Source organism: Streptomyces sp. NPDC042336, assembly GCF_055581985.1.
Genome location: NZ_JBVJEA010000002.1, coordinates 553,822 through 574,776 on the forward strand (window position 1 = coordinate 553,822; position 20,955 = coordinate 574,776).

Here is a 20,955-nt window from a genome sequence, read left to right on the forward strand (position 1 = left end):
TCGAATCACTCGAAAAGAGGGTTCGGACCGCGTTGTGAACCGGGGGTCGAGGCACTGCCCGAGCGTAAAGACAGATGAGACGGACACTGCCAATGGGGCAGCGGGGCAAGGGGGTTGGGTCATGGCCACAGGGCCCGATATTCCGGAGGTACCGGATTCCGGTGCGGGCGGGGCGGGTTCGCCCGTTCCGCCGGAGGCGTTGCCCGAGACATGGCAGCCCCTCCTCGGCCGGCCGGCCCTGGCGGAGCTGCTCGGCCATCCCCTCGCGAGCGCCGCGCTGACGGAGATGCGCCGGCTGCTGCCGCCGCACGTCGCCGTGCACTCCCTGCGGACGTTCCTGCTGGCCGACGCCTGCGCGCGCAGTCACGGCACGGCCTACGACCGGGTGGGGCTGCTGGCCGCCGCGGCGTTCCACGACGCCGGGCTCGTGGGGCGCTCACCGCTCGGCCGGGGTGGATTCCCGGGCCGTTCGGCCCAGTTGCTCGACGCCTTCCTGGCCGGGCACGAAGTGGGAACGGGACGGCGCACGGCCCTCATGCGCGCGGTGCGCGAACACATGCGGCCGTTCCCCGCGCGGGACGCCGGGCCCGAGGCCCGGCTGCTGCACTTCGGTGCGTGGCTGGACGTCACCGGGCGCGGTGAACGCCGAATTCCCGGTGACCGCGGGCGGTTGGCCGCCCTGGCGCCCACTCCCTGGTTCGCCGTGTCCTTCTCCGCCCGGGTGGCGGCCTGCGGGCTGCGCCGGGTGCTGCCGGGTTCCCCCGTCGCCTCCCGGTGACCGGGTGGACCGGCAACTCGCCCTTCCCTTCGCGAAAGGAACCGCAGACATGCAAGAAGAAGAGCGTGTTTTCGATGTCGCCATCGTCGGAGGCGGCATCGGCGGGACGATGCTGGGGACCGTCCTCGCCCGCCACGGCGTGCGGGTGCTGCTGCTGGAGGGCAGCGGTCACCCCCGGTTCGCCATCGGAGAGTCCACCGTTCCCGAGACCACCTTCGGTCTGCGGGTCCTGGCCCGCCGCTACGACGTCCCGGAACTCGAGCACCTGGCGACCAACGCGGCACTGCGCCGCCATGTGTCGTCGAACTGCGGGGTGAAGCGGAACTTCAGTTTCGTCTACCACCGGGAGGACGAGCCGACCCGGCCCGAGGAGTGCACGCAGTACCCCACCTGGGGACCGCCGCTCGGCCCCGACTCGCACTACTTCCGGCAGGACGTGGACGCGTACATGTTCCACGTCGCCGTGTCCTACGGCGTCACCGCGTACACCCACACCATGGTCGACGACGTGAAGTTCGAGGAGGACGGCGCCACGCTCGTCACCCGCAACCGCGGCAGCTTCCGGGCCTCGTACGTGGTCGACGCCGGCGGGATGCGGGCGATGCTGCCCGAGCGGCTCGGGCTGCGGCAGGAGCCGCCGTACCGCACCCGCTCGCGCACGATCTTCACGCACATGGTGGACGTGCGCCCCTTCGACGCCGTGTCACCGCCGCGCGAACAGCACGGCATGCCCAGCCCGTTCAGCCAGGGCACGCTCCACCACATGTTCCAGGGCGGCTGGCTCTGGGTGATCCCGTTCGACAACCAGTCGACCAGCACGAGCGAGTTGTGCAGCGTCGGCATCAACCTCGACCTCGACCAGTACCCGCGCCCGGACGACATCTCCGCGGAGGACGAGTTCTGGCACCATGTGCGCCGGTTCCCCAGCGTGGCCCGGCAGTTCGAGCGGGCGCGGGCGGTGCGGCCGTACGTGTCCACCGACCGCACCCAGTTCGCCTCGCAGAAGGTGGTCGGTGACCGCTGGTGCCTGCTGCCGCACGCCAGCGACTTCATCGACCCGCTCTTCTCCAGCGGACTCGCCGTCACCGTGATGGCGCTCAACGCGCTGAGCCACCGGCTCATCGACGCCGTGCGCCAGAACGATTTCGACACCGCCCGGTTCGCGTACCTGGACCACTGGACCAAGCGCATGTTCCGGTTCTACGACGACCTGGTGTCCTGCAGCTACATCGCGTTCGACGACTTCGACCTGTGGAACGCGTGGAACCGGGTGTGGACCCTCACCACGCTCTACGGCACGAACGCACAGAACCAGGTGGCCGTGACGTACGAGAAGACGCACGATCCGGCCTGCTTCGACGTCCTGGAGATGCCGCCGTACCGAGGACTTCAGGGAATGGACAACCCCTGGGTGGAGCGGATGTTCGACCAGTCGCGGGATGCCGTACTCGCCTACCGGGAAGGCGAGTTGACGAAGGAGCAGACCATCGCCCGCATCTACGAGGTGCTGGGCGAGAGCGGGCTGGTCCCGTCGGTCTGGGGGACCCTGGACCCCGACAACCGCTGCCCCTCCGGAGTGTTCACGCTCTGGCCGCTGATGAAGATCCTGCTGTGGGGCAAGTACCGCTCGCCCCGGCACGTGAGGGGCTCCTACTTCACCGGCGGCGCCCGCCTGGTCGGCAAGGAGGCGGTCCAGGCGTACACCAGCGAGCTGCGGGCCGGCAGCTCCCTGGTGCACCAGACCGTGCGGGACATGTGGCTCAACTGGAACCGCGACTGGGCACGTCGGCCCGCTCCTCGGAAATGAGCGCGAAAAAACATTTCCGCCGATCCGCGGAGGCGCACATTCCGGTTTGCCGCTCCAGGGCCTCGGGTAGGAAAACCACATGGCCGACAAATAGAAAGTCGGCCGCGGTTCTCCCTGCCCAATCCGAGAGACAACGGGCTGCAATCCACCATGGTGCGACATTCCACCTGCCAATCGCCCGCTGAATGCTCCTGGGAAGACATCTTCCAGCATCAGGACCGCCTCATGCGATTGGTTCGACGAAGACTGCCGAGTTTTCAGGACGCCGAGGACTGCGTCCAGGAAACCATGGCGCGCGCAGCCGCTCACGCCGCGTTGGACAGGAATCGGCTCGGTTCCTTTCTGACGTCCGTGGCGCTTCGCCTCTGCATCGACTTCTACCGCGACATGGAGCGCCGAAGCAGACTTCTGCAGCGTGCAGCGCTCGTGGACACTTTCGGCACCACCGAGGACGATGTCTGCGACCAGGACTTCGGCCGATGGCTGCTGAGCCAGGTGCAACACCTGCGGGGACGGGAACAGGAGGTCATACTCGCCCGCGCAAAGGGGATTTCCACTGCGGAATTCGCCCGCATGCACAACATTTCCGTCAAGGCGGCCGAGGCCGCTTTCACCAGGGGCCGCGCCCGCTTGAAGAATGCGTGCGCGAGATCCTTGGAAGGCTGCTCCGGATAACAGCCGGCAGCCACTTCTCTCCCATCACAGAGAAACGGAAAGGGACCACACTCATGGGCAACAGCAAGAACATCCAGGACATCATCAAAGATTTGATCGGCGATATGACCGACAGCTGGAAGGAAGCCTTCGACGACCTCCTGAACCGCGACGACTCGGACTCGTCGAGCCGCTCCGGCAACGCCGTCAACGCCCTGGCCGGGCTGCCCCCGAACGCCCTCGCCGCGCTGGCCGGCGCCGTCAACCCGGCGACCGCGCTCGCGGGTGTCGCCAACCCGATGGCCGCTCTCGGCGCGGCCGGCAACATGGCGGGCGCGGCGAACCCCCTGGCAGCGCTCACCGGTGCCGTCGGCGGCGGCAACCCGCTCGCGGCCGCGCTCGGCGGGGCGGGCAACCCCCTGGCCGCGCTCGGCGGGGCGGCCAATCCGCTGGCCGCGGTCGGCGGCGCGGCCGGTGCGCTCGGCGGGCTCGGTCAGCTGGCCGGCGGCCTCGGGCACGCGGCGAGCGGGGCGGGCGACCTGATGGCGCTGCCGACCCAGCTCGCCCAGCTCACCCAGGTGCTCCCCAGGCTCCTGGAGGCGGTCCAGGGCCTGCAGAACCTGACCAACCTGCCTGCCCAGGCCGGACAGCAGGGCCTGGCCGCGCTGCAGGGTCTGACCGGGCAGCACGGGGGCGACAGGCCCAAGGGCGGTCCGTCCTCGACCTCCGGCTGACCGGTCCCGCCACCGTCCCGCCGGCCGGCGCCACGCGGTACGCCGGCCGACGTTCCCCCCGCGCAATCCACCTGAGGAGCACACACGATGGCGTCTGTAGTCGGCGACCGGCTGCGTCTCGTGGTCAAGGTCCTTGGCAGCCTCGTGGTCGACGAGGTGGGTCTGACGGCCCGGCTGCGTGGGCGTTCCAAGCGGGACGCGCGGTCCCCGGCGGAGGACACCGAATCCTCCGCCGGGTCCGAGCAGCGCCGCGCCAAGGCGGTGCGGCAGGCCCTGGAGAGCCTCGGTCCCTTCTACGTGAAGCTCGGACAGATCCTGTCCACCAGACCCGACATGGTCCCCGAGTCCATCCGGGACGAACTCCAGAACCTGCACGACGAGGTCGACGTCCAGCCGTTCTCGGAGTTCGAACCGGTGCTGGCCCGGGACCTGGGGCCGGACTGGAAACTGCGCTTCGACGACGTCGAGACCGCCGCCCCGCTCGGGGCGGCGTCCCTCGCCCAGGTCTACCGCGTGACACTGCCGGGCGGTCGGGCCGCCGTGGTGAAGATCCAACGGCCCGGCATCCGCGAGGGTGTGCTCGCGGACATGGCCCTGATGCGCCGGGCGTCGCGGATCGTGGCCCGGGTCGCTCCCCGGTTCAACGAGGTGATCGACATCGAGGCGATGCTCGGCTCGGTCTTCGACGCCATGGAACCCGAGCTGGACTTCACCGGCGAGGCCCGCAACATGGACGAGGCCCGCGAGCACGTCCGGTCGTTCCGCTCGCTGGAGGTGCCCCGGGTCCTGCACGCCAGCCCCCGGGTTCTCGTGCAGTCGCTGGCGGACGGGCAGTCGGTGCGGCACGTCGACCGCGCCCACTTCTCGGACAGCGAACGGGTGGAGATCGGCAAGGACCTGCTGCGCTTCATGTATCACGGGTACTTCGTCCACCGCTTCTTCCACGCCGACCCGCACGCCGGCAACGTCTTCGCCGCCCCGGGCGGACCGGCGACCCTCATCGACTGGGGCATGGTCGGCCGGCTGGACCGCCGGACCAGCCTGCAACTGCTGCCGCTGTTCATGACGCTGGCACAGAACGACGGGGCCGGACTGGCGCAGCACTGGGCCGAGATGGGCCGGCTGACGCCGTGGGCCAACATGCCCGCCTTCGCCGCGGACATGGCGGCCTTCGTGCCCAAGGTCTCCCATCTGGCCCTGGAGGACATGAACTTCGGCGTCTCGCTCACCACGGTGCTGGCCAAGGCGACCAAGCGGGGCATCGGTTCGCCTCCGGCGGTCTCGCTGCTCGGCAAGTCGTTCGCGAACCTGGACGGCTCGGTGCGCTGTCTGGCTCCCGAGATCACCCTGCCGGAGGTGTTCCAGGGGGAGGTGCCGAAGATCCTGTTCGCCCTGGGCCGCGAGTTCCTGGGCCGCAACCAGTTCGCCCGGAATTCGATGGAACTGCTCCTGGCCGCCGTCACCAGCCCCGACCAGGTCCGCGGTGTCCTGTCCGACGTGGCCAACCGCCAGTTCGCGCTGAACATCCACGAGCCGCGCACCCCCGCCGCCAGGGGCGGCCAGCGGCCCACCCGCCCCTCCAAGGGCATGATCGCGCTGGGTGCCGCGGCCTTCCTTCTCGGCCGCCGCCGCGCGGGCTGACTCCGGCCCGCGCACGGCTGCCCCGCTCCCGCACACTCCGCCCCTTTCCAGGAGGTCCCATGCCGGAATCCACCCGACCGCAGACGGTCACCGCACCGCGGTCACCGTCCGTGCCCGCCGCCCGAGCCCCGGAGGGCCTCTCGCACGCGGCGCTCTGGACGAGTGCCGCGCACGCGGCGGAGGCCCTGCGGCCCGCGCCGTACGTCCTCGACCCGTGGGCCGCCGACTTCCTGCACGCGGCCCGCTTCCAGGGCGGTCCGCCGGGAGACGGAGCGATGCAGCGCCTGCTGCCCGACTGGCAGGTGGTGCGCTCCCGCTTCTTCGACGACTACCTGCTCACCGCGGCCCGTTCGGGCTGCCGTCAGGTGGTCGTCCTCGGGGCCGGCCTGGACACCCGCGCCTTCCGGCTGGACTGGCCGACCGGTGTGCACGTCTTCGAGGTCGAGGCCCCCTCCGTCCTCGCCTTCAAGGACCGCGTGCTGGACTGCAGCCCGCTCACCTGCGGACGCCGCAGCACCGCCGGAGCCGACGTCACCGGGTCGTGGGGCGCGCGGCTCGTCGAGGCGGGTTTCGATCCCTCCAGGCCCACCGCCTGGCTCTGCGAGGCCCCGCTGTACTTCCTCGGCCCCGACCAGGTGGCCGCCGTCGTCACCACGATGACCGAACTGTCCGCCGAGGGCAGCACCTTCGGCGCCGAGTGCGTGAACTCCCGGGCGGTCGACTCCCCGCTGGTGGCCCCGTTCCTCGATGCCCTCGCCACGATCGGCGCGGCCTGGAACTGGCAGCTGGCCGACCCGGAGGAGTGGTGGGCGGAGCACGGCTGGGACGCGCGGGTCGCCGATCTGTTCACCCTGCCGTACGCGATGGAACGGCTGTCCCTGTACCTGCCGCTGGTCGGTGAGGCCGCCGCCAAGTGCGCCTTCCTCACGACGGGAACGCTGCGCGGCCCGCGCTGAACCTCCGGTACGACGAGGCTCCGGGCGGCTGCCCGGGGCCTCGTCGCGGACCGCGCGGAAACCGGGCCCGGGTCAGCCTCGTTCCAGCTCCAGCAGCGCCGCGAGCCACAGGTCGGGGAGTTCGTCGGCGGTGCGGAGCGCCTCGTCGTGCACCACGGTCAGGCACGCGGTGTCATGCTGGCTGGTCAGCGTGATCACGCTGCGGATCCCGGATGCGACGCTCGTGAAGACGGCCGCGCGCCTGGCCGCGAGTCCCTGGTGGACCAGCGCCGTCCCGAAGTTCACGCTGCTCACCGGCCCCGCGACCAGCCGGCCGTGCACCAGGCGGACGCCGACCCGGGCGCCGACCGACCGCGGGGTGGCCGCCAGCAGCACCCGCATGGAGTCGCGCCGCCGCCCGGCCCGCAGCACGTTCATCGCGGCCACCACCCGGGCCAGCGCCCGCCGCGGCGACTCCTCGTCGCACGGCAGGAGTACCCGGGCGGTGATCATGCGGTTGCCCGGGGCCCGTTCCTCGCCCGGGGCGCGCACCGACATCGGGATGGCCACGGGCAACGGCGGGTGGACCGTGCCGGTCTCCTTCAGGTGCCAGGTGCGCACGGCGTGGGACAGGGCGGCGAGGTAGACGTCCGTCACCGTGGCCCCGTACGCGCGGCCGACGGCGCGGAGCCGGGCGAGCGAGGTATCGGCATGGCACACGTCGACCCGCCCGGTGCACACGCCGTCGAAGGCCGGTTTCACCGTCGCCGCCCCGAAGGCGCCCGCCAGGTCCCCGAGGGTGCCCGCGAGACCCGCGGCGGTGGGCAGACGGCGGGGCTGCGGGGCCGGTCCGCCCTCGGGGTCGTCGCCCAGCAGGGCGCGGGCGGTGTAGGCGGCGCCCACCCCGTCCTGGAAAGCGTGGTCGGTGCGGTAGCAGAGTGTGTGGCGGCCCTGCGGACCGTGCACCAGCCACACGTCCCAGGGCGGCCGGTCGTCGGCGTTCATGGGACGGGAGAGCATCAGCCGGCCGGTCGCCGAGCCGTCGGTGTCCTCGGGCAGCCACGCCTCGTGCACGTGCCGGTCCGCCGCGATCCGGTCCACCCGCCGGAACCTCCGGGCCTCGCGCGCGATGCGGTAGCGCAACGCCGGGATGCGGTGGGCGCGTTCGGCGACCCGCGCCCGTACGGAGTCCAGGGTCGGGGCCCCGCCGTCGAACGCGAAGGCGAACACGACGGGGAGCGGTCGCCCCCGCGCTGCCAGGTGAAAGGCGACGTCGACGGTACCCATGGTCACGGACGGCGGCAGGCGGCCGTCCCTGCCGAGGCTGAGTCGCATCATGAGAACCTCCCGGTCGATCTCAGGAACTGGAATGGGACACCACCGCGCGCCGGCCGTCAGCAGACACGCCGCACGGCCCACCCGTGTGCGTCCACACAGGCGCGCAGCAGGGGGCGCACGGGGCCACCGAGGGGCAGACGGGGGGCGCGCGAGCGGTGCCAGGGCAGCGGGTCGCCGGGGTCCGGCTCACCGAGCAGGGCGCCCGCCACGTATGCGCCGTGCGCCACGGACAGCGCGAGGCCGTGGCCGCCGCAGCCGCCGATGTACCAGACGTCGGAGTGCCCCGGCACCGGCCCGACCACCGGCAGGTCGTCGGCGGTCATGCCGATCCGGCCGGACCAGCGGTGGGTGACCCGCACCCGGGCGAGGTCGGGGTGCAGGGCCCGCAGCCAGCGCTCCAGCCGGGTCCAGGCGTGCTCACGCAGGGCCTGGAGGCGGGGCGCGGCGAGCCCGGCCGGGACCGAGGCGGTGCCGCCGCCCGCGACCAGGCCCCGGTCCGGGAGCAGCCGGAAGTACGGTGCCAGCGGCACCGCGTCGACGACGGCGTGTCCGGCACGCCCGCCCAGCGCCTCGTAGGCGGCGGTGCTCAGCGGCTCGGTGGCGACGGCGTACACCTCCAGCGGCAGGACCGTGCCGACCGGCAGGTCCAGCGCCTCGGCGGCGGAGTTGACGGCCAGCACCGCCTGCCCGGCGTACAGGCGGCCGTGCGGGAGGACCAGTTCGGGGCCCACCAGGTCGCCGGGGCGCAGGCCCAGCAGCGGGCTGCGGCCGTAGAACCGCACCCCCTTGTCGGCACAGGCGCGGGCGAGGGCGCAGGTCAGGGCGGCCGGGTCGAGGGTGGCGGCCGGGCGGTGCAGGAGGGCCGCGCGGTAGGGCAGCGCGACGCGCTCGCGGATGCCGGCCGGGGAGAGGACGGGGACGTCCAGGCCCAGTTCGCGGCAGGCGCGGGCCTGGCGGGCGAGCGCCACCAGGCCCGCGGGCGAGCGGGTGGCCATGAGCTGCTCGCCGGGCCGCAGCCCGCAGGGCACGTCGAGCCGGGTGCACAGGTCGAGCACGTCTCGCACCGCCTGCTGACTGGCCCGGTGCATCCGGTGCGCCGTCCGGGCGCCGAAGCGGCGCACCGCGCGGTCGAGGGCGGGGCCGGCCCGGGGGCCCAGCAGGCCGGTGCCCCGGCCGCTGGCCCCGGCGGCCGGGTGCTGCGCGTCCACCACGGCGATGTCGAGCCCGGGGGCGCGTTCGGCGAGGTGGTAGGCGCAGGACAGCCCGGCCAGACCGGCCCCGACAACGGCCACGTCCGCGGTGACCACGCCGTGCAGCTGGGGCTGGGACGGGAGTTCCGCCGGGTCCCAGTACGGCGTTCCGGCCGGCTGCCCACTCATCCGGCGGCGTCCGGCACCGGTTCGGTCAGCGCGCCGAACCTGCGGTCGTGCCACAGCAGCGGGCGGCCGGGGCCCACGTGCACGGCGGCGACCCGGCCGACGACGAGGTGGTGGTCACCGTAGCGGCGTACGTCCTCGGTGAGGCAGACCGACCAGGCGAGCGCCCCGGCCAGCACGGGCACGCCCAGCACCTGCCGGGTGTCCGTCCCGGCGAACCGCTCGGCGGCACTCGTCGTGGGGGACGCGAACCGGCCGGCCAGCTCCTGCTGTTCCTCGCGCAGCAGGTGCACGGCGAAGGTCCGGCGGTGACGGACGGCGGCGAGGGTGCGGGAGCCGTCCCGCAGGCAGGCCAGGAGCATCGGCGGGCGGGCGGAGAGGGAGGTGACGGCGGAGACGGTCATGCCGAGCGGACCGTCCTCGCCGCGGGCCGTCACGACGGTCACCCCGGCGGCCAGCTTGGCGTACAGGCCGAGGCAGCGGGCGGCGCCCGGCCCGGGTTCCTCGTACAGGGGCTCGGCGGCCGCGGGCGGGTGCCCGGCGGTCGCCGCCGCCCGGTCAGCCACGAGCCGCAGCCGCGCGTTCATCGATCACCTCCGCGTCCGCCAGGCCCCGCAGCACCCGGGCGATGTTGGTGCGCACCGTCGACTCGGCCACCGGGTCGAGGATCTCGGCCAGCGAGGGGATGCCGAGGTCGAAGGCGGCGGTGAAGACGACGAGGGTGCCGCCGCCCCGCGGCTCGCACCGCCAGCTGCCCTCGAAGGTCTGAAAGTCGCCGCTGAGCTGCTCGAAGGCGAGGGAGTACGTCTCGGGCGAGTAGGTGTCGCGCTCCCGCCAGCGCATCAGGCCGCCCCGGAACTCGACGGTCCAGTCCGAGACGGTGGAGCCGTCGGGCAGCGGCGGTTCGACGCGCACCTCGCGGAAGACGTCGCTGTACTCGGGATAGCGGCCGAAGTCGCTGATGCGGAGGTAGACCTCGGCGGGTGTCAGACCCTCGGCGAGGGCGTGCAGGACCACGTGGCGCATGGGGCGTTCGTTCCTTCCGGGTGGTTCGCGGACGCGGGTGTCGGCCGGACGGTCAGCGCGACGGCCGTCCGGACATGCGGCCGGCCGTGCTGTGCAGGGCTTCGGTGAGGGTGGTGAGGAACAGGTCCAGCTCGGCGTCCTCGACCACGGCCGGCGGGGTGAGCCGCAGCACCCGGGTGGAGTTGAGGGAGTGGTTGACGAGGACGCCGCGGGCGATCAGCTCCAGCAGCAGTTCGCCGACCGCCTGTTCCTCGGCGAACTCGATGCCGATCAGCAGGCCCCGCCCGCGCACCTCGCGGACCAGGCCGCCCTCGTACGGGGCGCACACCTCCCGTACGGCGGCCAGGACGCGCAGGCCGAGCGCCGCCGCCCGGGCCACGGTGTTCTCCTCCTCCATCGCCCGTACGGTGGCGAGCGCGGCGGCGCAGGCGATCGGGGAGGCGCCGAAGGTGGAGGTGTGCAGGTAGGGGTCGCGGCTGAAGGGCCCGTAGGCCTCCGCGGTGGCGGCCATGGCGGCGATCGGTACGACGCCGCCGCTCAGTCCCTTGCCGGCCAGCAGCACGTCCGGGCGCACGTCCTCGGCGTCGACGCCCCACCAGGTGCCGAGGCGTCCCATGCCGGTCTGGATCTCGTCGACGACCAGCAGGGCGCCGTAGGCACTGCACAGCGCGCGCACCTGGCTCAGGTAGCCGGGGCGGGGGATGCGGACGCCGCCTTCGCCCTGGACGGGTTCGACGATGACGCAGGCACGGTCGCGCCGGGCGGCCAGCGCCTGTTCGAGGTCGGCCGGGTCGTCGTAGGCGACCTGGGTGACGTCGGGGAGCAGGGGCTGGAAGGGTGTCTGGTAGGTGGCGTTGACGGTGACGCTGAGGGCGCCGAGCGTCTTGCCGTGGAAGCCGCGTCGGGTGGTGATCACCGAGGTGCGGCCGTGGGCGCGAGCGAGCTTCAGGGCGGCTTCGGTGGCCTCGGCGCCGGAGTTGACGAAGTGGACGTAGTCCAGGCCGGGCGGGGTGTGGGCGGCGAGGGCCTGGGCGGCGCGGGCCGCGACGGGTTCCAGGAAGACCCGGCTGGCCAGCGGGTGGGTGTCGATCTGGCGGTGCACCGCCTCGACGACGGCCGGGTGGCGGTGGCCGAGGATGAAGACGCCGTAGCCGCCGAAGTCCAGGAAGCGGCGGCCGTCGTCGGCGTCGATCCAGACGCCCTCGGAGCGGACCTCGGCCATGCCGCCCATGACCCGGCCCATGACGGCGCGGCCGGAGCCGATGTGCTTGAGGTACAGGTCGACCACGTCGGTCCGGTCGGCGGGCGCGGCGGCCTCGGCGGAGGCGGCGGGCGCGGCGGCCTCGGTGGGTCCGGTGCGCTCGGCGGCTTCGGTCGAGGGGGGTGACATGGTCATCACGCCACCTCCGTACGGGCCGCGGCGGCAGCGGGCTCGCGGTGCCGGCCGCGCAGGTCGGACCGGTCCGCCGCCCAGCTCTCCAGGTTGCGTACGAGCGCCGCGCGGATGTCCGCGTGGGTGACGCGGGTGCCGCAGTGGGGCGTGCCTAGGGAGGTGTCGAACGGCAGCTCGCGCTGGAAGACCAGGAGCAGTTCGGCGTAGTGCCGGAACCGCTGCCGCACCGAGGCGGGCAGCGAGGTGCCCTCCAGCATGGGCAGCAGCAGCCGGTGGACCGCCTCGACGGGGATGAGCCGCGGCCGCAGCGGACGGGGCAGGCCGTGGCGGACGGCGAACTCCGCGCAGGTGTCGGCGATCTCGCTCAGGGCCGGGGCCTGACTGCCCGCGGTGAGCCAGTACTCGCCGCTGCCGACGCCGCCGCGGATCAGGGCGCCGATGGCCCGGGTGACGTAGTCCTGCGGGATCATGTCGACCCGCGCCTCGGGAGCGCCCGGCAGCACCGGCACCTGGCCGAGGACCATGGCGCCGATCGTCTTGGTGAGGCCCTGCTGTCCGGCGATGTGCCCGGTGGCGGAGTGGCCCATGACGACGGAGGGGCGCACGATGGCACCGGGCAGGCCGGCCTCGCGCGTCAGCTGTTCGGCCCGGCTCTTGGAGTCGAGGTAGGCGGCGGCGCCCGGGAAGCGCTCCCGGTCCTCCTCACTGGGTGTGTTGGCCACGAAGGCGGTGCTGACCAGGTAGAAGGGGGCGTCCGCACGGGCGGCGAGGTCGAGCATCGTCTCCGCGCCGAGCGTGTTGGTCCGCACGATCTCCTCGGGCGGGGTGCGCCAGTTGGTCTGGGCGGCGGAGTGCAGGACCACGTCGACGCGCAGGGCCAGTTCGTACCAGGCACCGGCGCCGAGGCCGAGCCGCGGGGCGAGGAGGTCGCCCTCGACCTCCCGCACCCGCGGATCGTGCAGGGGTGTGTTGCGGCGTAGGCAGAGCAGGTCGTAGTCGGGCGCCAGTTCGTCGATCAGCGCTCGTCCGAGCACTCCCGAGCCGCCGGTCAGCAGCAGGGTGGGACGTTCGCGCACGGTGGCGCGGGGTGGTGCGGACAGGACGGTGGGACGTGAGGCGTTGCGCGGCATGGTGGGCTCCCCTCGACGGGTTTCGGCTGCCGTGGGACGTGGGGACGGCGGGACGGCGGCCGGTATCGGGCTGGTCGGGACGGCGGCGGGGTGGAGGTGGACGGAAGGACAGCCGGCTCGGGGCCTGACGGATCGGCGGCGGATCGGGGACAACGGCGAGAGCGGGCCGGGCGGGCCGGACAACGGCCGACGCGGACCGGGCGGGACGGCAGGAGGTGTGGGGGCAGGGCCGACAACGGTCGGGCGGGCCGGAGGCGGCCGGGGCAGCGCCGGACCGGGCACCGGCCGGACATCCGGCGGGGTCGGGCCACGGTCGCCCTGACCACGGCGGCTCGCGTCCGGCTCGGCGGGCCCGGACGGGTCGCAACCGGACGGGCCGGAGCCGGACGGGCGGACATGGCCGCGGCTCCGGTGCGGTCAGGCGATGGCGAGGGGGCCGTCGGCCAGGTACGCCGAGAGCGGGCTCGTCATGCGGGAGCGCGACGGCGGGTGCAGGGACAGCCCGTTGGCGCAGGCGGCCAGGTGGCCCACCTCGTCGGAGGTCATGAAGTTCAGCCCGCCGAGCAGTTCGACCGCGCGCGGGACGATACGGGCGAGGGCGTCCTGGACGCCGTAGCGCACGCACAGCGACTGGGCGAGGGCCGACTCGTCCAGTTCCCCGGCGTCGACGCGGCGGGCGACGCTCTCGGCGGTGGCCATCGCGGCCTCGGTCTCGACGAAGAGGCGCACGCGTTCGTGCTCGGGGATCCGCTCGTTCAACAGGACCCGCTCCACCAGGGCGGACGCGGCACCGAGGTAGCTGCCCGTCATCAGCACCTGGAACCAGACCAGTCCGGCGGTCTGGAGCTCGTCGAGGCGGTCACCGGACGTGGTCGCGGTACGCAGGACCAGTTCCGGCGGGACGAGGACGTCGGTGAGCGTGACCTGTTCGCTCTCGGCCCCGGCCAGGAAGGTGCTGGACCAGAATCCGCTGACGCTCAGGCCCTCGCTGTCGGCGGGGACGAGGGCGACGGCGAGTTCGTCGCCCTGCCCGTCCTCGCGCGGGATCACCACGCCCGCGGTGAGCACGTCCATCGAGTGCGCCAGGCTGCACGGCCGTTTGACGCCGTTGATCCGGATGCCGTCGGGGGTCACGGTGGCGGTCATCGACGGGTCCAGGATGCCGGCGCCGCTGCGGCCCTCCGCGAAGCCGGAGGCGATGACGCGGTTGCTCGACGCCACGCCCTCGATCAGCATCCACTCCAGGCCGTCGCCGAGGCCGCCGAGACCGACCAGGGTGGCCATCGAGAAATGGTGCATGGTGGTGGCGACGGCCAGCGAAGGTGAGCGGCTGCCGATGGCCCGCTGCACCCGTAGCGCGTCCAGCGCGGTGGCTCCGCGTCCCTGGTGGGACTCGGGGACGAGGAGTCCGGGGCCGCCGCTGTCCCGGAAGTGCCGGATGCCCGGACTGCCCGGCCGCTCCAGCTCCATCAGGGGGATCTCGCGCAGGGCGGGGTCCAGGTCGGGCAGCAGCTTGGTGAGGGTGGTGCGTTCACGCTCGAGGAATCTCATGGGCGTGCGGTCCTCCTGGGTGGATGGGGCGGGGCTGCGGTGCGGACGTGAGCGGTGCGCGGGGCGCCGGTCGGGGCCGCTGTCCTCACACGGCGTTGGTGGCGCGCAGCAGCTGCCAGACGGCGCCGGGGCGGGGCCTGCCGCGGAAGGCGATGTACTCCGGGAGCACGGCGTGCGGGGCCCACTTCTGCTTGTACTCGAGCTGGGAGGCCGCCGGGTAGACCGCGTCGCCGTGCTCGGCCAGCAGACGGGCGAAACGACTGAACAGCTTGCTGGCGCCCGGCAGTTCATGGCTCGGGTCGAGCCCGGTGAAGGGGGTGAACCCGAAGTGCAGCCAGCCGGCTCCGTCGGCGGTCAGCCGTTCCATGACGGTGGCGTTGAGCGCCTCCATCACGCCGGGCGGGGCGTCGGGCCGGCGCCGGCTGAGGTCGTGCAGCATGCCGGGGCGGCTGCCGTAGACCGGCGAGTAGTTGACGTAGCCGACCACCTCGCCGTCGATGCGGCCGACGAACAGGCGCCGGTGCCGCTGGAGGCTGCCGGTCCGCTGGCCGACCAGGAACCGCAGTTCCTTGACGTGCCGCCCCTTCTCCCGCAGCCAGCGCTGGTCGATGCGGTCCAGCTCGGCGCAGTCGTCGCCGTCCTGGACCTCGGTGACCTCGAGTCCGGCCCGCCGGGCGCGCGAGATCTTGTTCCGCAGGCGCACGAACCGTGAGCCGCGCAGGGTGAAGCGGCTGAGGTCGACGGCGTACGAGGCCCCGATCTGGTTGACGGTGAACCCGTGCTCCGCGTACAGCTCGGCGTCGGCCCTTTGCAGCTGTACGGCGACCAGGCGGCGTCCGGTGTGGGCGGCGAAGGCCTCCAGCAGTCGCGCGCGGTGCTCGGGTGCCGTGAAGGGGCCGCCGAATTGCAGGACGTAGCGGCCGGAGGTGCGGTACGCGCAGGCGCCGTCGAACCGGTCGTCGTGGAAGTAGGAGTTCCCGCTGTTGAGGGCGAGAAAGGAACTGGGGTTGTCGCTGTGCGCGGCCAGCGTGTCAAGTACGGACGGCATCGGTGCCCTCCACGGAATTCCGCGCCGCAGCGCGCACGCCGGGTTCGCGGGAATCCCCCGCCGGACGGTACTCCTGCTCGAACGCCCGAAAAGCCGGACAGGTTTCCGGTTCGAACGCGACACCGAAGGGTTTGAGGGAGTTCCCGAACAGCGCCCGATCGCCCATGAGATGGATCGGAAGGGCCAGCAGTGCCCATTCCGGCCGGACGAACAGCGCCCACGCCCCGGCCAGGAGACCGGCGGTGACCAGGCTGTGCATCGTGTTGTAGGCCACGTAGTAGCCGCGCGGGACCCGTCGGTCCGGACGGCGCCGGAAGGCGATCGCACCGGGGATGTATCCGATGAGGTCGATCACGGTGAACAGCAGCACGAAAACGCCCCAGCGGATTTCCGTACGATGCTGGACCGCGAGCACGAGCGATACGGCGAGAAAGCCCAGCCATTCGAGTCGGGAGAGAGCGAAGGTGACCTTCGTCTCGAAACGGTTCTTGGCGTCCACGGGCGCTCCTGAATTGCGCGTACGATTCCGGGGCCCGACATCAGCCTGCCCCCTCGCTGTGGTCTGTCACTCCTGTTTACGCGCCAACGGGTCCAACCCCTCGTAAAGTGGGGGCGATTGGGACGACGTGATCCTCGGGGGACTGTTTTCATGACATCAGCGTGGGAGTTGCTGCTGCCCGCCGCCTCGGCACCGGCACGCGCGCGCGGCCGGGCGCTGCGGGAGGCGCTGCGGGACGCGGTCCGCTCGGGCCGGCTCGCCGCGGGCACCCGGCTGCCGTCGAGCCGGGACCTCGCGGCCGATCTCGGCGTGTCGCGGGGGCTGGTCACCGAGGCCTACGAGCAGTTGACGGCCGAGGGGTACCTGCGCAGTGGACGGGGAGCGGGCACCTGGGTGGGCGATGCCACGCGGGCCGCCCGGCCACGCGCGCGTGATCTCTCCCCACGCTCCTCCGGTGACCTGGTGGACTTCGTACCGGGGACGCCCGACCTGTCGCTCTTCCCCCGTTCGGCGTGGGCCGCGGCCCAGCGGGGCGTGCTGGCGGAGCTGCCGCACGAGAGCCTCGGCTATCCCGACCCGCGGGGGCTGCCCGGGCTGCGGGCCGCACTGGCCGAGCTGCTCGGCCGCCGCCGGGGTGTGGTGGCGGACCCGGAGCGGATCCTGGTGGTCTCCGGGGTGGCGCAGGCGACCGCGCTGCTGGCGAGCGTGCTCCACGCGCGCGGGATGCGCACCGCCGGTGTCGAGGACCCCGGCAGCCCTCAGCACCACGCCCTGTACGCCTCGGCGGGCCTGGGCACCGTGCCCCTCCCCCTGGACGACGAGGGGCTCGCCCCGGGGGCGCTGTACGCGTCGGGCGTGCGGGTCGTGGTGACGACGCCGGCCCACCAGTTCCCCACCGGGATCGCCTACTCGGCGCGGCGCCGCGCCGAACTGCTCGACTGGGCCCGGTCCGTGGACGGCCTCGTCCTGGAGGACGACTACGACGGCGACTTCCGCTACGACCGTGCCCCCGTGGGCGCGCTCCAGGGACTCGATCCGGAACGGGTCGCCTACACGGGCTCGGTCAGCAAGTCCCTCGCCCCGGGGCTGCGGCTGGGCTGGCTGCTGGTGCCGGACTGGCTGGCGGACGAAGTCGTCGAGCGCAAGCGCACCACCGACCTCGGCCACCCGACCCTCGACCAGGCGGTCTTCGCCCGCTTCGTCGAGCGCGGCGACTACGACCGCCGGCTCCGCGTGTGCCAGCGCGCCTACCGGGAGCGCCGGGACGCCCTGGTGGCCGCGCTGGCCGAGCACTTCCCCGGCTCACGGGTCACCGGCATCGCCGCCGGCCTGCACGCCATCGCCACGCTTCCCGAGCGGTACGGACCCGAGGAGGGCTTCCTCGCGCGCGTGACGGGGGCGGGCGTCGCTGTGCGCTCGCTGGCGGCGTACGGGCACGGCGGTGCGGGGGACGGCGCGGGGGACGGGGGCCCGGCGGGCGAGGCTCCGGCGGCGGCGAAGGGGGTGCGGCTGGTGCTGGGGTACGCGCACCTGACGCCGGGACGGATCCGGGCGGGGGTGGAGAGGATGGCACGGGCCGTGTGACCCGGCGGCACCCGCGCGCGAGCGGCGGATCGCTCAGGGTGGTCCGGGTTGTTCACCCGCAATTTCCGTGGGCGCCGCGCCGTGCCAGTAGGTCTGGCTCTGCACACCGGCCCGAAACCGTCCCGGACACCGGCCGGATCCCGTCCCTGGAGGCGCATCCATGTCCCATCGTCCGTTGCCCGGCCGCCGCAGCGTGCTGCGCGGCTCGCTCGCCGCGTCGGCTGCCCTGACCCTGCCCACCGCCCTCGGGGCGGCCCCGGCGTTCGCCCGCTCCGGGCGCCCGGGGGCGGGCTGGGGCGTGCAGACGGGAGACGTGACCTCCCACTCCGGCCTGGTGTGGGTGCGGTCCGACCGGCCGGCCCGGATGATCGTCGAGACGTCGGCGACCGAGTCGTTCCGCCACCCGCACCGGTGGCACGGTCCGCTGCTCGGACGCGACACGGACTTCACCGGCACCACCCGGCTGCGCGGTCTGCCGCCGGGCGAGCAGATCCACTACCGCGTGCTCCTCGCCGACCCGGACGACCCGCGCCGCACCGGCGAGCCGGTCACCGGCACCTTCCGCACCGTGCCGGTCCGCCGTCGCCAGGGCGTGCGTTTCGTGTGGTCCGGCGACCTCGCGGGCCAGGGCTGGGGCATCAACCCGGACCTCGGCGGCTACCGCATCTACGACGCCATGGGCGCCCTGGACCCGGACTTCTTCCTGTGCAGCGGCGACAACATCTACGCCGACGGCCCCATCGCGCAGACGGCCGCCCTGCCCGACGGCGGCACCTGGCGGAACATCACGACCGAGGAGAAGTCCAAGGTCGCCGAGACCCTCGCCGAGTTCCGCGGCAACTTCCGCTACAACCTGCTCGACGAGAACCTGCGGCGCTTCAACGCCCGGGTTCCGTCGGTCATCCAGTGGGACGACCACGAGGTGCGCAACAACTGGTACCCGGGCCAGGTGATCGCGGACACGGACGACCGGTACACGGAGAAGAGCGTCGACGTACTCGCCGCCCGCGCCCGGCGCGCGTTCAGCGAGTACTTCCCGGTCTCCACCCTGCGCCCCGGCGCGCGCGAGGGGCGGGTGCACCGGGTGCTGCGGCAGGGCCCGTTGCTCGACGTGTTCGTGCTGGACATGCGGACGTACCGCAACGCCAACTCCCCCGGCGAACAGACCGTGGACCCCCAAGGCATCCTGGGCCGCGAGCAGCTCGAGTGGCTCAAGCGGGAGCTGGCACGGTCGCGTGCGGTGTGGAAGGTCATCGCGGCGGACATGCCGATCGGCCTTGTCGTGCCGGACGCCACCGAGGGCGCACCCAACATCGAGGCGGTCGCGCAGGGCGACCCCGGCGCACCCCTGGGGCGCGAGCTGCAGATCGCCGAGCTGCTGCGCTTCGTCAAGCACCGCAGGATCACCGGCACGGTGTGGCTGACGGCCGACGTGCACCACACCTCGGCCCAGCACTACCAGCCCTCACGCGCCGCGTTCAGCGACTTCGAGCCGTTCTGGGAGTTCGTGTCCGGGCCGCTCAACGCGGGTGCGTTCCCGGCCAGCGAGCTGGACGGCACCTTCGGTCCCGAACGGGTGTTCGTGAAGGCGCCGACCGCCTCCAACGTCTCGCCCGCGGACGGCTACCAGTTCTTCGGCGAGGTCGACATCGACGGTGACAGCGCCGAGATGACGGTGCGGCTGCGCGAGCAGGACGGCACGGTGCTGTTCACGAAGGTGCTGCGGCCGGGCCGGGTGGGCCAGTAGTCCCACAGCCGGTCCCGTAGCCTGTCGGGAGTGCCGCGCGCCGGCGTCATCCCCCGGTGCGCGGCCCCGCGTCCCCGTGCGCCACGCGCTCCAACTGCCCGCTTGCCGCGACCGTTTGCGCCCCTGTCGGCGGCGGCGGACCGGCACGGCACGTCACCGCTGGTGAGGCGGCACCACGGCTGCGCGAGGCGCTGGTGAGGACCCCCTCGGCCCTGTGATCTCAGACCGCCGCGAAGGGGAAGAACGCCCCAGAAGCCTTCTTTACCCATCGGTCACAGAGCGTTCGTGATCACGCAACACCGTTCCTTCACAGTGAGTGCATGAGTCGAGACATGTCTGATGTGACGGATGCCGTGGCGCGCCTCGTCGAGCACGGCACCTCGGTGCCCGCCCTGGTCCTGGCCTCGCTGGCGGCGCTGATCGCCACGGCGGGTTTCCGCACCCGGTGGTCACGACGCCACGGGCAGGCGCCGCCGGCGGACGATACCGGCGCCCGGCCACCGACCGCAGACCGTCCGGCCGGGGTCGGGTCGGCCGGGACCGAGCGGCCCGGGGCCGGACCGGGCGGTTCTCAGCCGGGCGGTGAGAGCGCGCTGTGGCGGATGCGGACGACGGTGCGGGACGCGCCGGGATCGCTGGCGGTGCTCTGCACGGCCCTCGCCGAACGGAGGATCGACATCCTGAGCCTGCAGACGCACCCGCTGACCGAGGGCACGGTGGACGAGTTCCTGCTCCGCGCCCCGGGCGAGCTGAGCGGGACGGAGCTGGCCGAGGTGGTGACGGCCGCGGGCGGTGCCCGGACCTGGACCGAGCGGGCGGACGCCCACGACCTGGTGGACGCGCCGACCCGGGTGCTGGGCCTGGCCGCCCGTACGGCCCTGGACGCGGCGGAACTGCCGCTGGCGCTACGGCAGTTGCTGGGCAGGTGCACCATCAGGTCGCTGCCCGCGGCCGCCGGCGCCCGGTCGGCGGAGCGAGCGGAGCAGGCGGTACCGCCGGAGGGCACGTTCGAGGACACGGTGCTGCGGCTGCGCACCCCGGAGGGCGGCGTGATCAGCGTGGAGCGCCCCCATCTGCCGTTCACCCCGGCCGAGTTCGCCCGGGCGCGGGCCCTGGTCGAGCTGGACGCCCGGCTCGGCCCGCGGGTCCCGCGCGGCCGGGACGTGCTGACGCTGCCCGAGGGGAGCGACATCACGGTCCGCCGGGTCGACACGCGTGACGTTCCGGCCGCCAAGGCGATGCACGAACGCTGCTCGGCGCGGACGCTCGGGATGCGGTACCACGGTCCGGTCGGGGACGCCGACCGGTACCTCAACCACCTGCTCAGTCCCCGCTTCGGCCGCACCCTGGCCGTACAGACCGCCTCGGGGCGGATCGTCGGGCTCGGTCATCTGCTGTGGGACGGGGACGAGACGGAGGTCGCCCTGCTCGTCGAGGACGGGTGGCAGCGCCGGGGCATCGGCGGTGAACTCCTCGCCCGGCTCGTGGCGATGGCGGCGGAGGCGGGGTGCGGGAGCGTGTACGCGGTCACGCAGGCGTCCAACACCGGCATGGTCGCCGCGATGCGCGGCCTGGGCCTCCCCCTCGACTACCAGATCGAGGAGGGGACCCTGGTCGTCACGGCCCGCCTGGACCCGTCGGCCCGCTCCGCGGCGCCGCTGCCGCACGGGGAGCGGATCGGCCGGGAGTGAGACAGCGGCAGGCGCGGTGGCGG

The 20,955-nt window shown here is 73.2% G+C and carries 18 protein-coding genes; 9 read left to right on the forward strand and 9 right to left on the reverse strand.

The genetic code is table 11. From position 1 onward, the window contains the following. Positions 1-121 precede the first annotated feature (121 nt). From ACZ6IM_RS07735 to ACZ6IM_RS07760, 6 genes are all read left to right on the forward strand, one after another. A complete protein-coding gene (locus ACZ6IM_RS07735) occupies positions 122-778 on the forward strand; it encodes an HD domain-containing protein (protein WP_469554893.1) in 657 nt (218 codons plus the stop codon). Positions 779-827: 49 nt separating this feature from the next. Beyond that, on the forward strand, positions 828-2,585 hold the full coding sequence (locus ACZ6IM_RS07740; protein ID WP_052838997.1) for a tryptophan 7-halogenase: 1,758 nt from the start codon (positions 828-830) through the stop codon (positions 2,583-2,585). Between the two features lie 150 nt (positions 2,586-2,735). Next, the gene (locus ACZ6IM_RS07745; RefSeq protein ID WP_469554897.1) at positions 2,736-3,260 is read left to right on the forward strand and encodes an RNA polymerase sigma factor; all 525 of its coding nucleotides are present in this window, start codon (positions 2,736-2,738) and stop codon (positions 3,258-3,260) included. 53 nt (positions 3,261-3,313) lie between these two features. Then, on the forward strand, positions 3,314-3,973 hold the full coding sequence (locus ACZ6IM_RS07750; RefSeq protein WP_469554900.1) for a hypothetical protein: 660 nt from the start codon (positions 3,314-3,316) through the stop codon (positions 3,971-3,973). An 87-nt stretch (positions 3,974-4,060) separates the two neighbouring features. Next, the gene (locus ACZ6IM_RS07755; protein ID WP_052838994.1) at positions 4,061-5,614 is read left to right on the forward strand and encodes an ABC1 kinase family protein; all 1,554 of its coding nucleotides are present in this window, start codon (positions 4,061-4,063) and stop codon (positions 5,612-5,614) included. 59 nt (positions 5,615-5,673) lie between these two features. After that, positions 5,674-6,570: an SAM-dependent methyltransferase gene (locus tag ACZ6IM_RS07760; protein ID WP_469554901.1), complete on the forward strand. Its 897-nt coding sequence runs from the start codon at positions 5,674-5,676 to the stop codon at positions 6,568-6,570. Between the two features lie 72 nt (positions 6,571-6,642). Here the strand turns inward: ACZ6IM_RS07760 and ACZ6IM_RS07765 are convergent, their stop codons facing one another. The 9 genes from ACZ6IM_RS07765 to ACZ6IM_RS07805 all read right to left on the reverse strand — a co-directional run bounded on the left by ACZ6IM_RS07765 (position 6,643) and on the right by ACZ6IM_RS07805 (position 15,910). Next, entirely contained in the window at positions 6,643-7,887 is a 1,245-nt protein-coding gene (locus ACZ6IM_RS07765; RefSeq protein ID WP_469554903.1) for a wax ester/triacylglycerol synthase domain-containing protein, read from the reverse strand. A gap of 56 nt (positions 7,888-7,943) precedes the next feature. After that, positions 7,944-9,266 (reverse strand): NAD(P)/FAD-dependent oxidoreductase, encoded by a 1,323-nt coding sequence (locus tag ACZ6IM_RS07770; protein WP_469554907.1) that lies wholly within the window; start codon positions 9,264-9,266, stop codon positions 7,944-7,946. Continuing rightward, positions 9,263-9,850 (reverse strand): flavin reductase family protein, encoded by a 588-nt coding sequence (locus tag ACZ6IM_RS07775; protein ID WP_469554910.1) that lies wholly within the window; start codon positions 9,848-9,850, stop codon positions 9,263-9,265. The genes ACZ6IM_RS07770 and ACZ6IM_RS07775 overlap by 4 nt, the downstream gene beginning before the upstream one ends. Continuing rightward, positions 9,822-10,289, reverse strand: a complete 468-nt coding sequence (locus tag ACZ6IM_RS07780) for an aromatase/cyclase (RefSeq protein ID WP_469554912.1) — start codon at positions 10,287-10,289, stop codon at positions 9,822-9,824. The genes ACZ6IM_RS07775 and ACZ6IM_RS07780 overlap by 29 nt, the downstream gene beginning before the upstream one ends. Positions 10,290-10,341: 52 nt before the next feature. Further along, positions 10,342-11,685 (reverse strand): aspartate aminotransferase family protein, encoded by a 1,344-nt coding sequence (locus tag ACZ6IM_RS07785; protein ID WP_469554914.1) that lies wholly within the window; start codon positions 11,683-11,685, stop codon positions 10,342-10,344. Further along, entirely contained in the window at positions 11,685-12,812 is a 1,128-nt protein-coding gene (locus tag ACZ6IM_RS07790; RefSeq protein ID WP_052838990.1) for an SDR family oxidoreductase, read from the reverse strand. Before ACZ6IM_RS07790 ends, ACZ6IM_RS07785 begins: the two co-directional genes overlap by 1 nt. A gap of 417 nt (positions 12,813-13,229) precedes the next feature. Then, positions 13,230-14,363: an acyl-CoA dehydrogenase family protein gene (locus ACZ6IM_RS07795; protein ID WP_052838989.1), complete on the reverse strand. Its 1,134-nt coding sequence runs from the start codon at positions 14,361-14,363 to the stop codon at positions 13,230-13,232. An 85-nt stretch (positions 14,364-14,448) separates the two neighbouring features. Next, complete coding sequence (locus ACZ6IM_RS07800; RefSeq protein WP_469554918.1) at positions 14,449-15,411, reverse strand: bifunctional lysylphosphatidylglycerol flippase/synthetase MprF; 963 nt, start codon at positions 15,409-15,411, stop codon at positions 14,449-14,451. Next, complete coding sequence (locus tag ACZ6IM_RS07805; RefSeq protein WP_052838987.1) at positions 15,395-15,910, reverse strand: hypothetical protein; 516 nt, start codon at positions 15,908-15,910, stop codon at positions 15,395-15,397. The genes ACZ6IM_RS07800 and ACZ6IM_RS07805 overlap by 17 nt, the downstream gene beginning before the upstream one ends. Before the next feature lie 150 nt (positions 15,911-16,060). Between ACZ6IM_RS07805 and pdxR the strand changes: the two genes are divergently transcribed. The 3 genes from pdxR to ACZ6IM_RS07820 all read left to right on the forward strand — a co-directional run bounded on the left by pdxR (position 16,061) and on the right by ACZ6IM_RS07820 (position 20,932). Further along, positions 16,061-17,494 (forward strand): MocR-like pyridoxine biosynthesis transcription factor PdxR, encoded by a 1,434-nt coding sequence (pdxR, locus tag ACZ6IM_RS07810; RefSeq protein WP_469554920.1) that lies wholly within the window; start codon positions 16,061-16,063, stop codon positions 17,492-17,494. A gap of 160 nt (positions 17,495-17,654) precedes the next feature. Next, positions 17,655-19,241 (forward strand): alkaline phosphatase D family protein, encoded by a 1,587-nt coding sequence (locus ACZ6IM_RS07815; RefSeq protein ID WP_052838985.1) that lies wholly within the window; start codon positions 17,655-17,657, stop codon positions 19,239-19,241. Between the two features lie 332 nt (positions 19,242-19,573). Beyond that, a complete protein-coding gene (locus ACZ6IM_RS07820; RefSeq protein ID WP_052838984.1) occupies positions 19,574-20,932 on the forward strand; it encodes a GNAT family N-acetyltransferase in 1,359 nt (452 codons plus the stop codon). Positions 20,933-20,955 lie beyond the last annotated feature (23 nt).

What these genes read in the sequence shown, in the direction of transcription:
- ACZ6IM_RS07735 (WP_469554893.1), top strand. Translation starts at nt 122, where the DNA reads ATGGCCACAGGGCCCGATATTCCGGAGGTACCGGATTCCGGTGCGGGC.
- ACZ6IM_RS07740 (WP_052838997.1), top strand. Translation starts at nt 828, where the DNA reads ATGCAAGAAGAAGAGCGTGTTTTCGATGTCGCCATCGTCGGAGGCGGC.
- ACZ6IM_RS07745 (WP_469554897.1), top strand. Translation starts at nt 2,736, where the DNA reads ATGGTGCGACATTCCACCTGCCAATCGCCCGCTGAATGCTCCTGGGAA.
- ACZ6IM_RS07750 (WP_469554900.1), top strand. Translation starts at nt 3,314, where the DNA reads ATGGGCAACAGCAAGAACATCCAGGACATCATCAAAGATTTGATCGGC.
- ACZ6IM_RS07755 (WP_052838994.1), top strand. Translation starts at nt 4,061, where the DNA reads ATGGCGTCTGTAGTCGGCGACCGGCTGCGTCTCGTGGTCAAGGTCCTT.
- ACZ6IM_RS07760 (WP_469554901.1), top strand. Translation starts at nt 5,674, where the DNA reads ATGCCGGAATCCACCCGACCGCAGACGGTCACCGCACCGCGGTCACCG.
- ACZ6IM_RS07765 (WP_469554903.1), bottom strand. Translation starts at nt 7,887, where the DNA reads ATGATGCGACTCAGCCTCGGCAGGGACGGCCGCCTGCCGCCGTCCGTG.
- ACZ6IM_RS07770 (WP_469554907.1), bottom strand. Translation starts at nt 9,266, where the DNA reads ATGAGTGGGCAGCCGGCCGGAACGCCGTACTGGGACCCGGCGGAACTC.
- ACZ6IM_RS07775 (WP_469554910.1), bottom strand. Translation starts at nt 9,850, where the DNA reads ATGAACGCGCGGCTGCGGCTCGTGGCTGACCGGGCGGCGGCGACCGCC.
- ACZ6IM_RS07780 (WP_469554912.1), bottom strand. Translation starts at nt 10,289, where the DNA reads ATGCGCCACGTGGTCCTGCACGCCCTCGCCGAGGGTCTGACACCCGCC.
- ACZ6IM_RS07785 (WP_469554914.1), bottom strand. Translation starts at nt 11,685, where the DNA reads ATGACCATGTCACCCCCCTCGACCGAAGCCGCCGAGCGCACCGGACCC.
- ACZ6IM_RS07790 (WP_052838990.1), bottom strand. Translation starts at nt 12,812, where the DNA reads ATGCCGCGCAACGCCTCACGTCCCACCGTCCTGTCCGCACCACCCCGC.
- ACZ6IM_RS07795 (WP_052838989.1), bottom strand. Translation starts at nt 14,363, where the DNA reads ATGAGATTCCTCGAGCGTGAACGCACCACCCTCACCAAGCTGCTGCCC.
- ACZ6IM_RS07800 (WP_469554918.1), bottom strand. Translation starts at nt 15,411, where the DNA reads ATGCCGTCCGTACTTGACACGCTGGCCGCGCACAGCGACAACCCCAGT.
- pdxR (WP_469554920.1), top strand. Translation starts at nt 16,061, where the DNA reads ATGACATCAGCGTGGGAGTTGCTGCTGCCCGCCGCCTCGGCACCGGCA.
- ACZ6IM_RS07815 (WP_052838985.1), top strand. Translation starts at nt 17,655, where the DNA reads ATGTCCCATCGTCCGTTGCCCGGCCGCCGCAGCGTGCTGCGCGGCTCG.
- ACZ6IM_RS07820 (WP_052838984.1), top strand. Translation starts at nt 19,574, where the DNA reads ATGTCTGATGTGACGGATGCCGTGGCGCGCCTCGTCGAGCACGGCACC.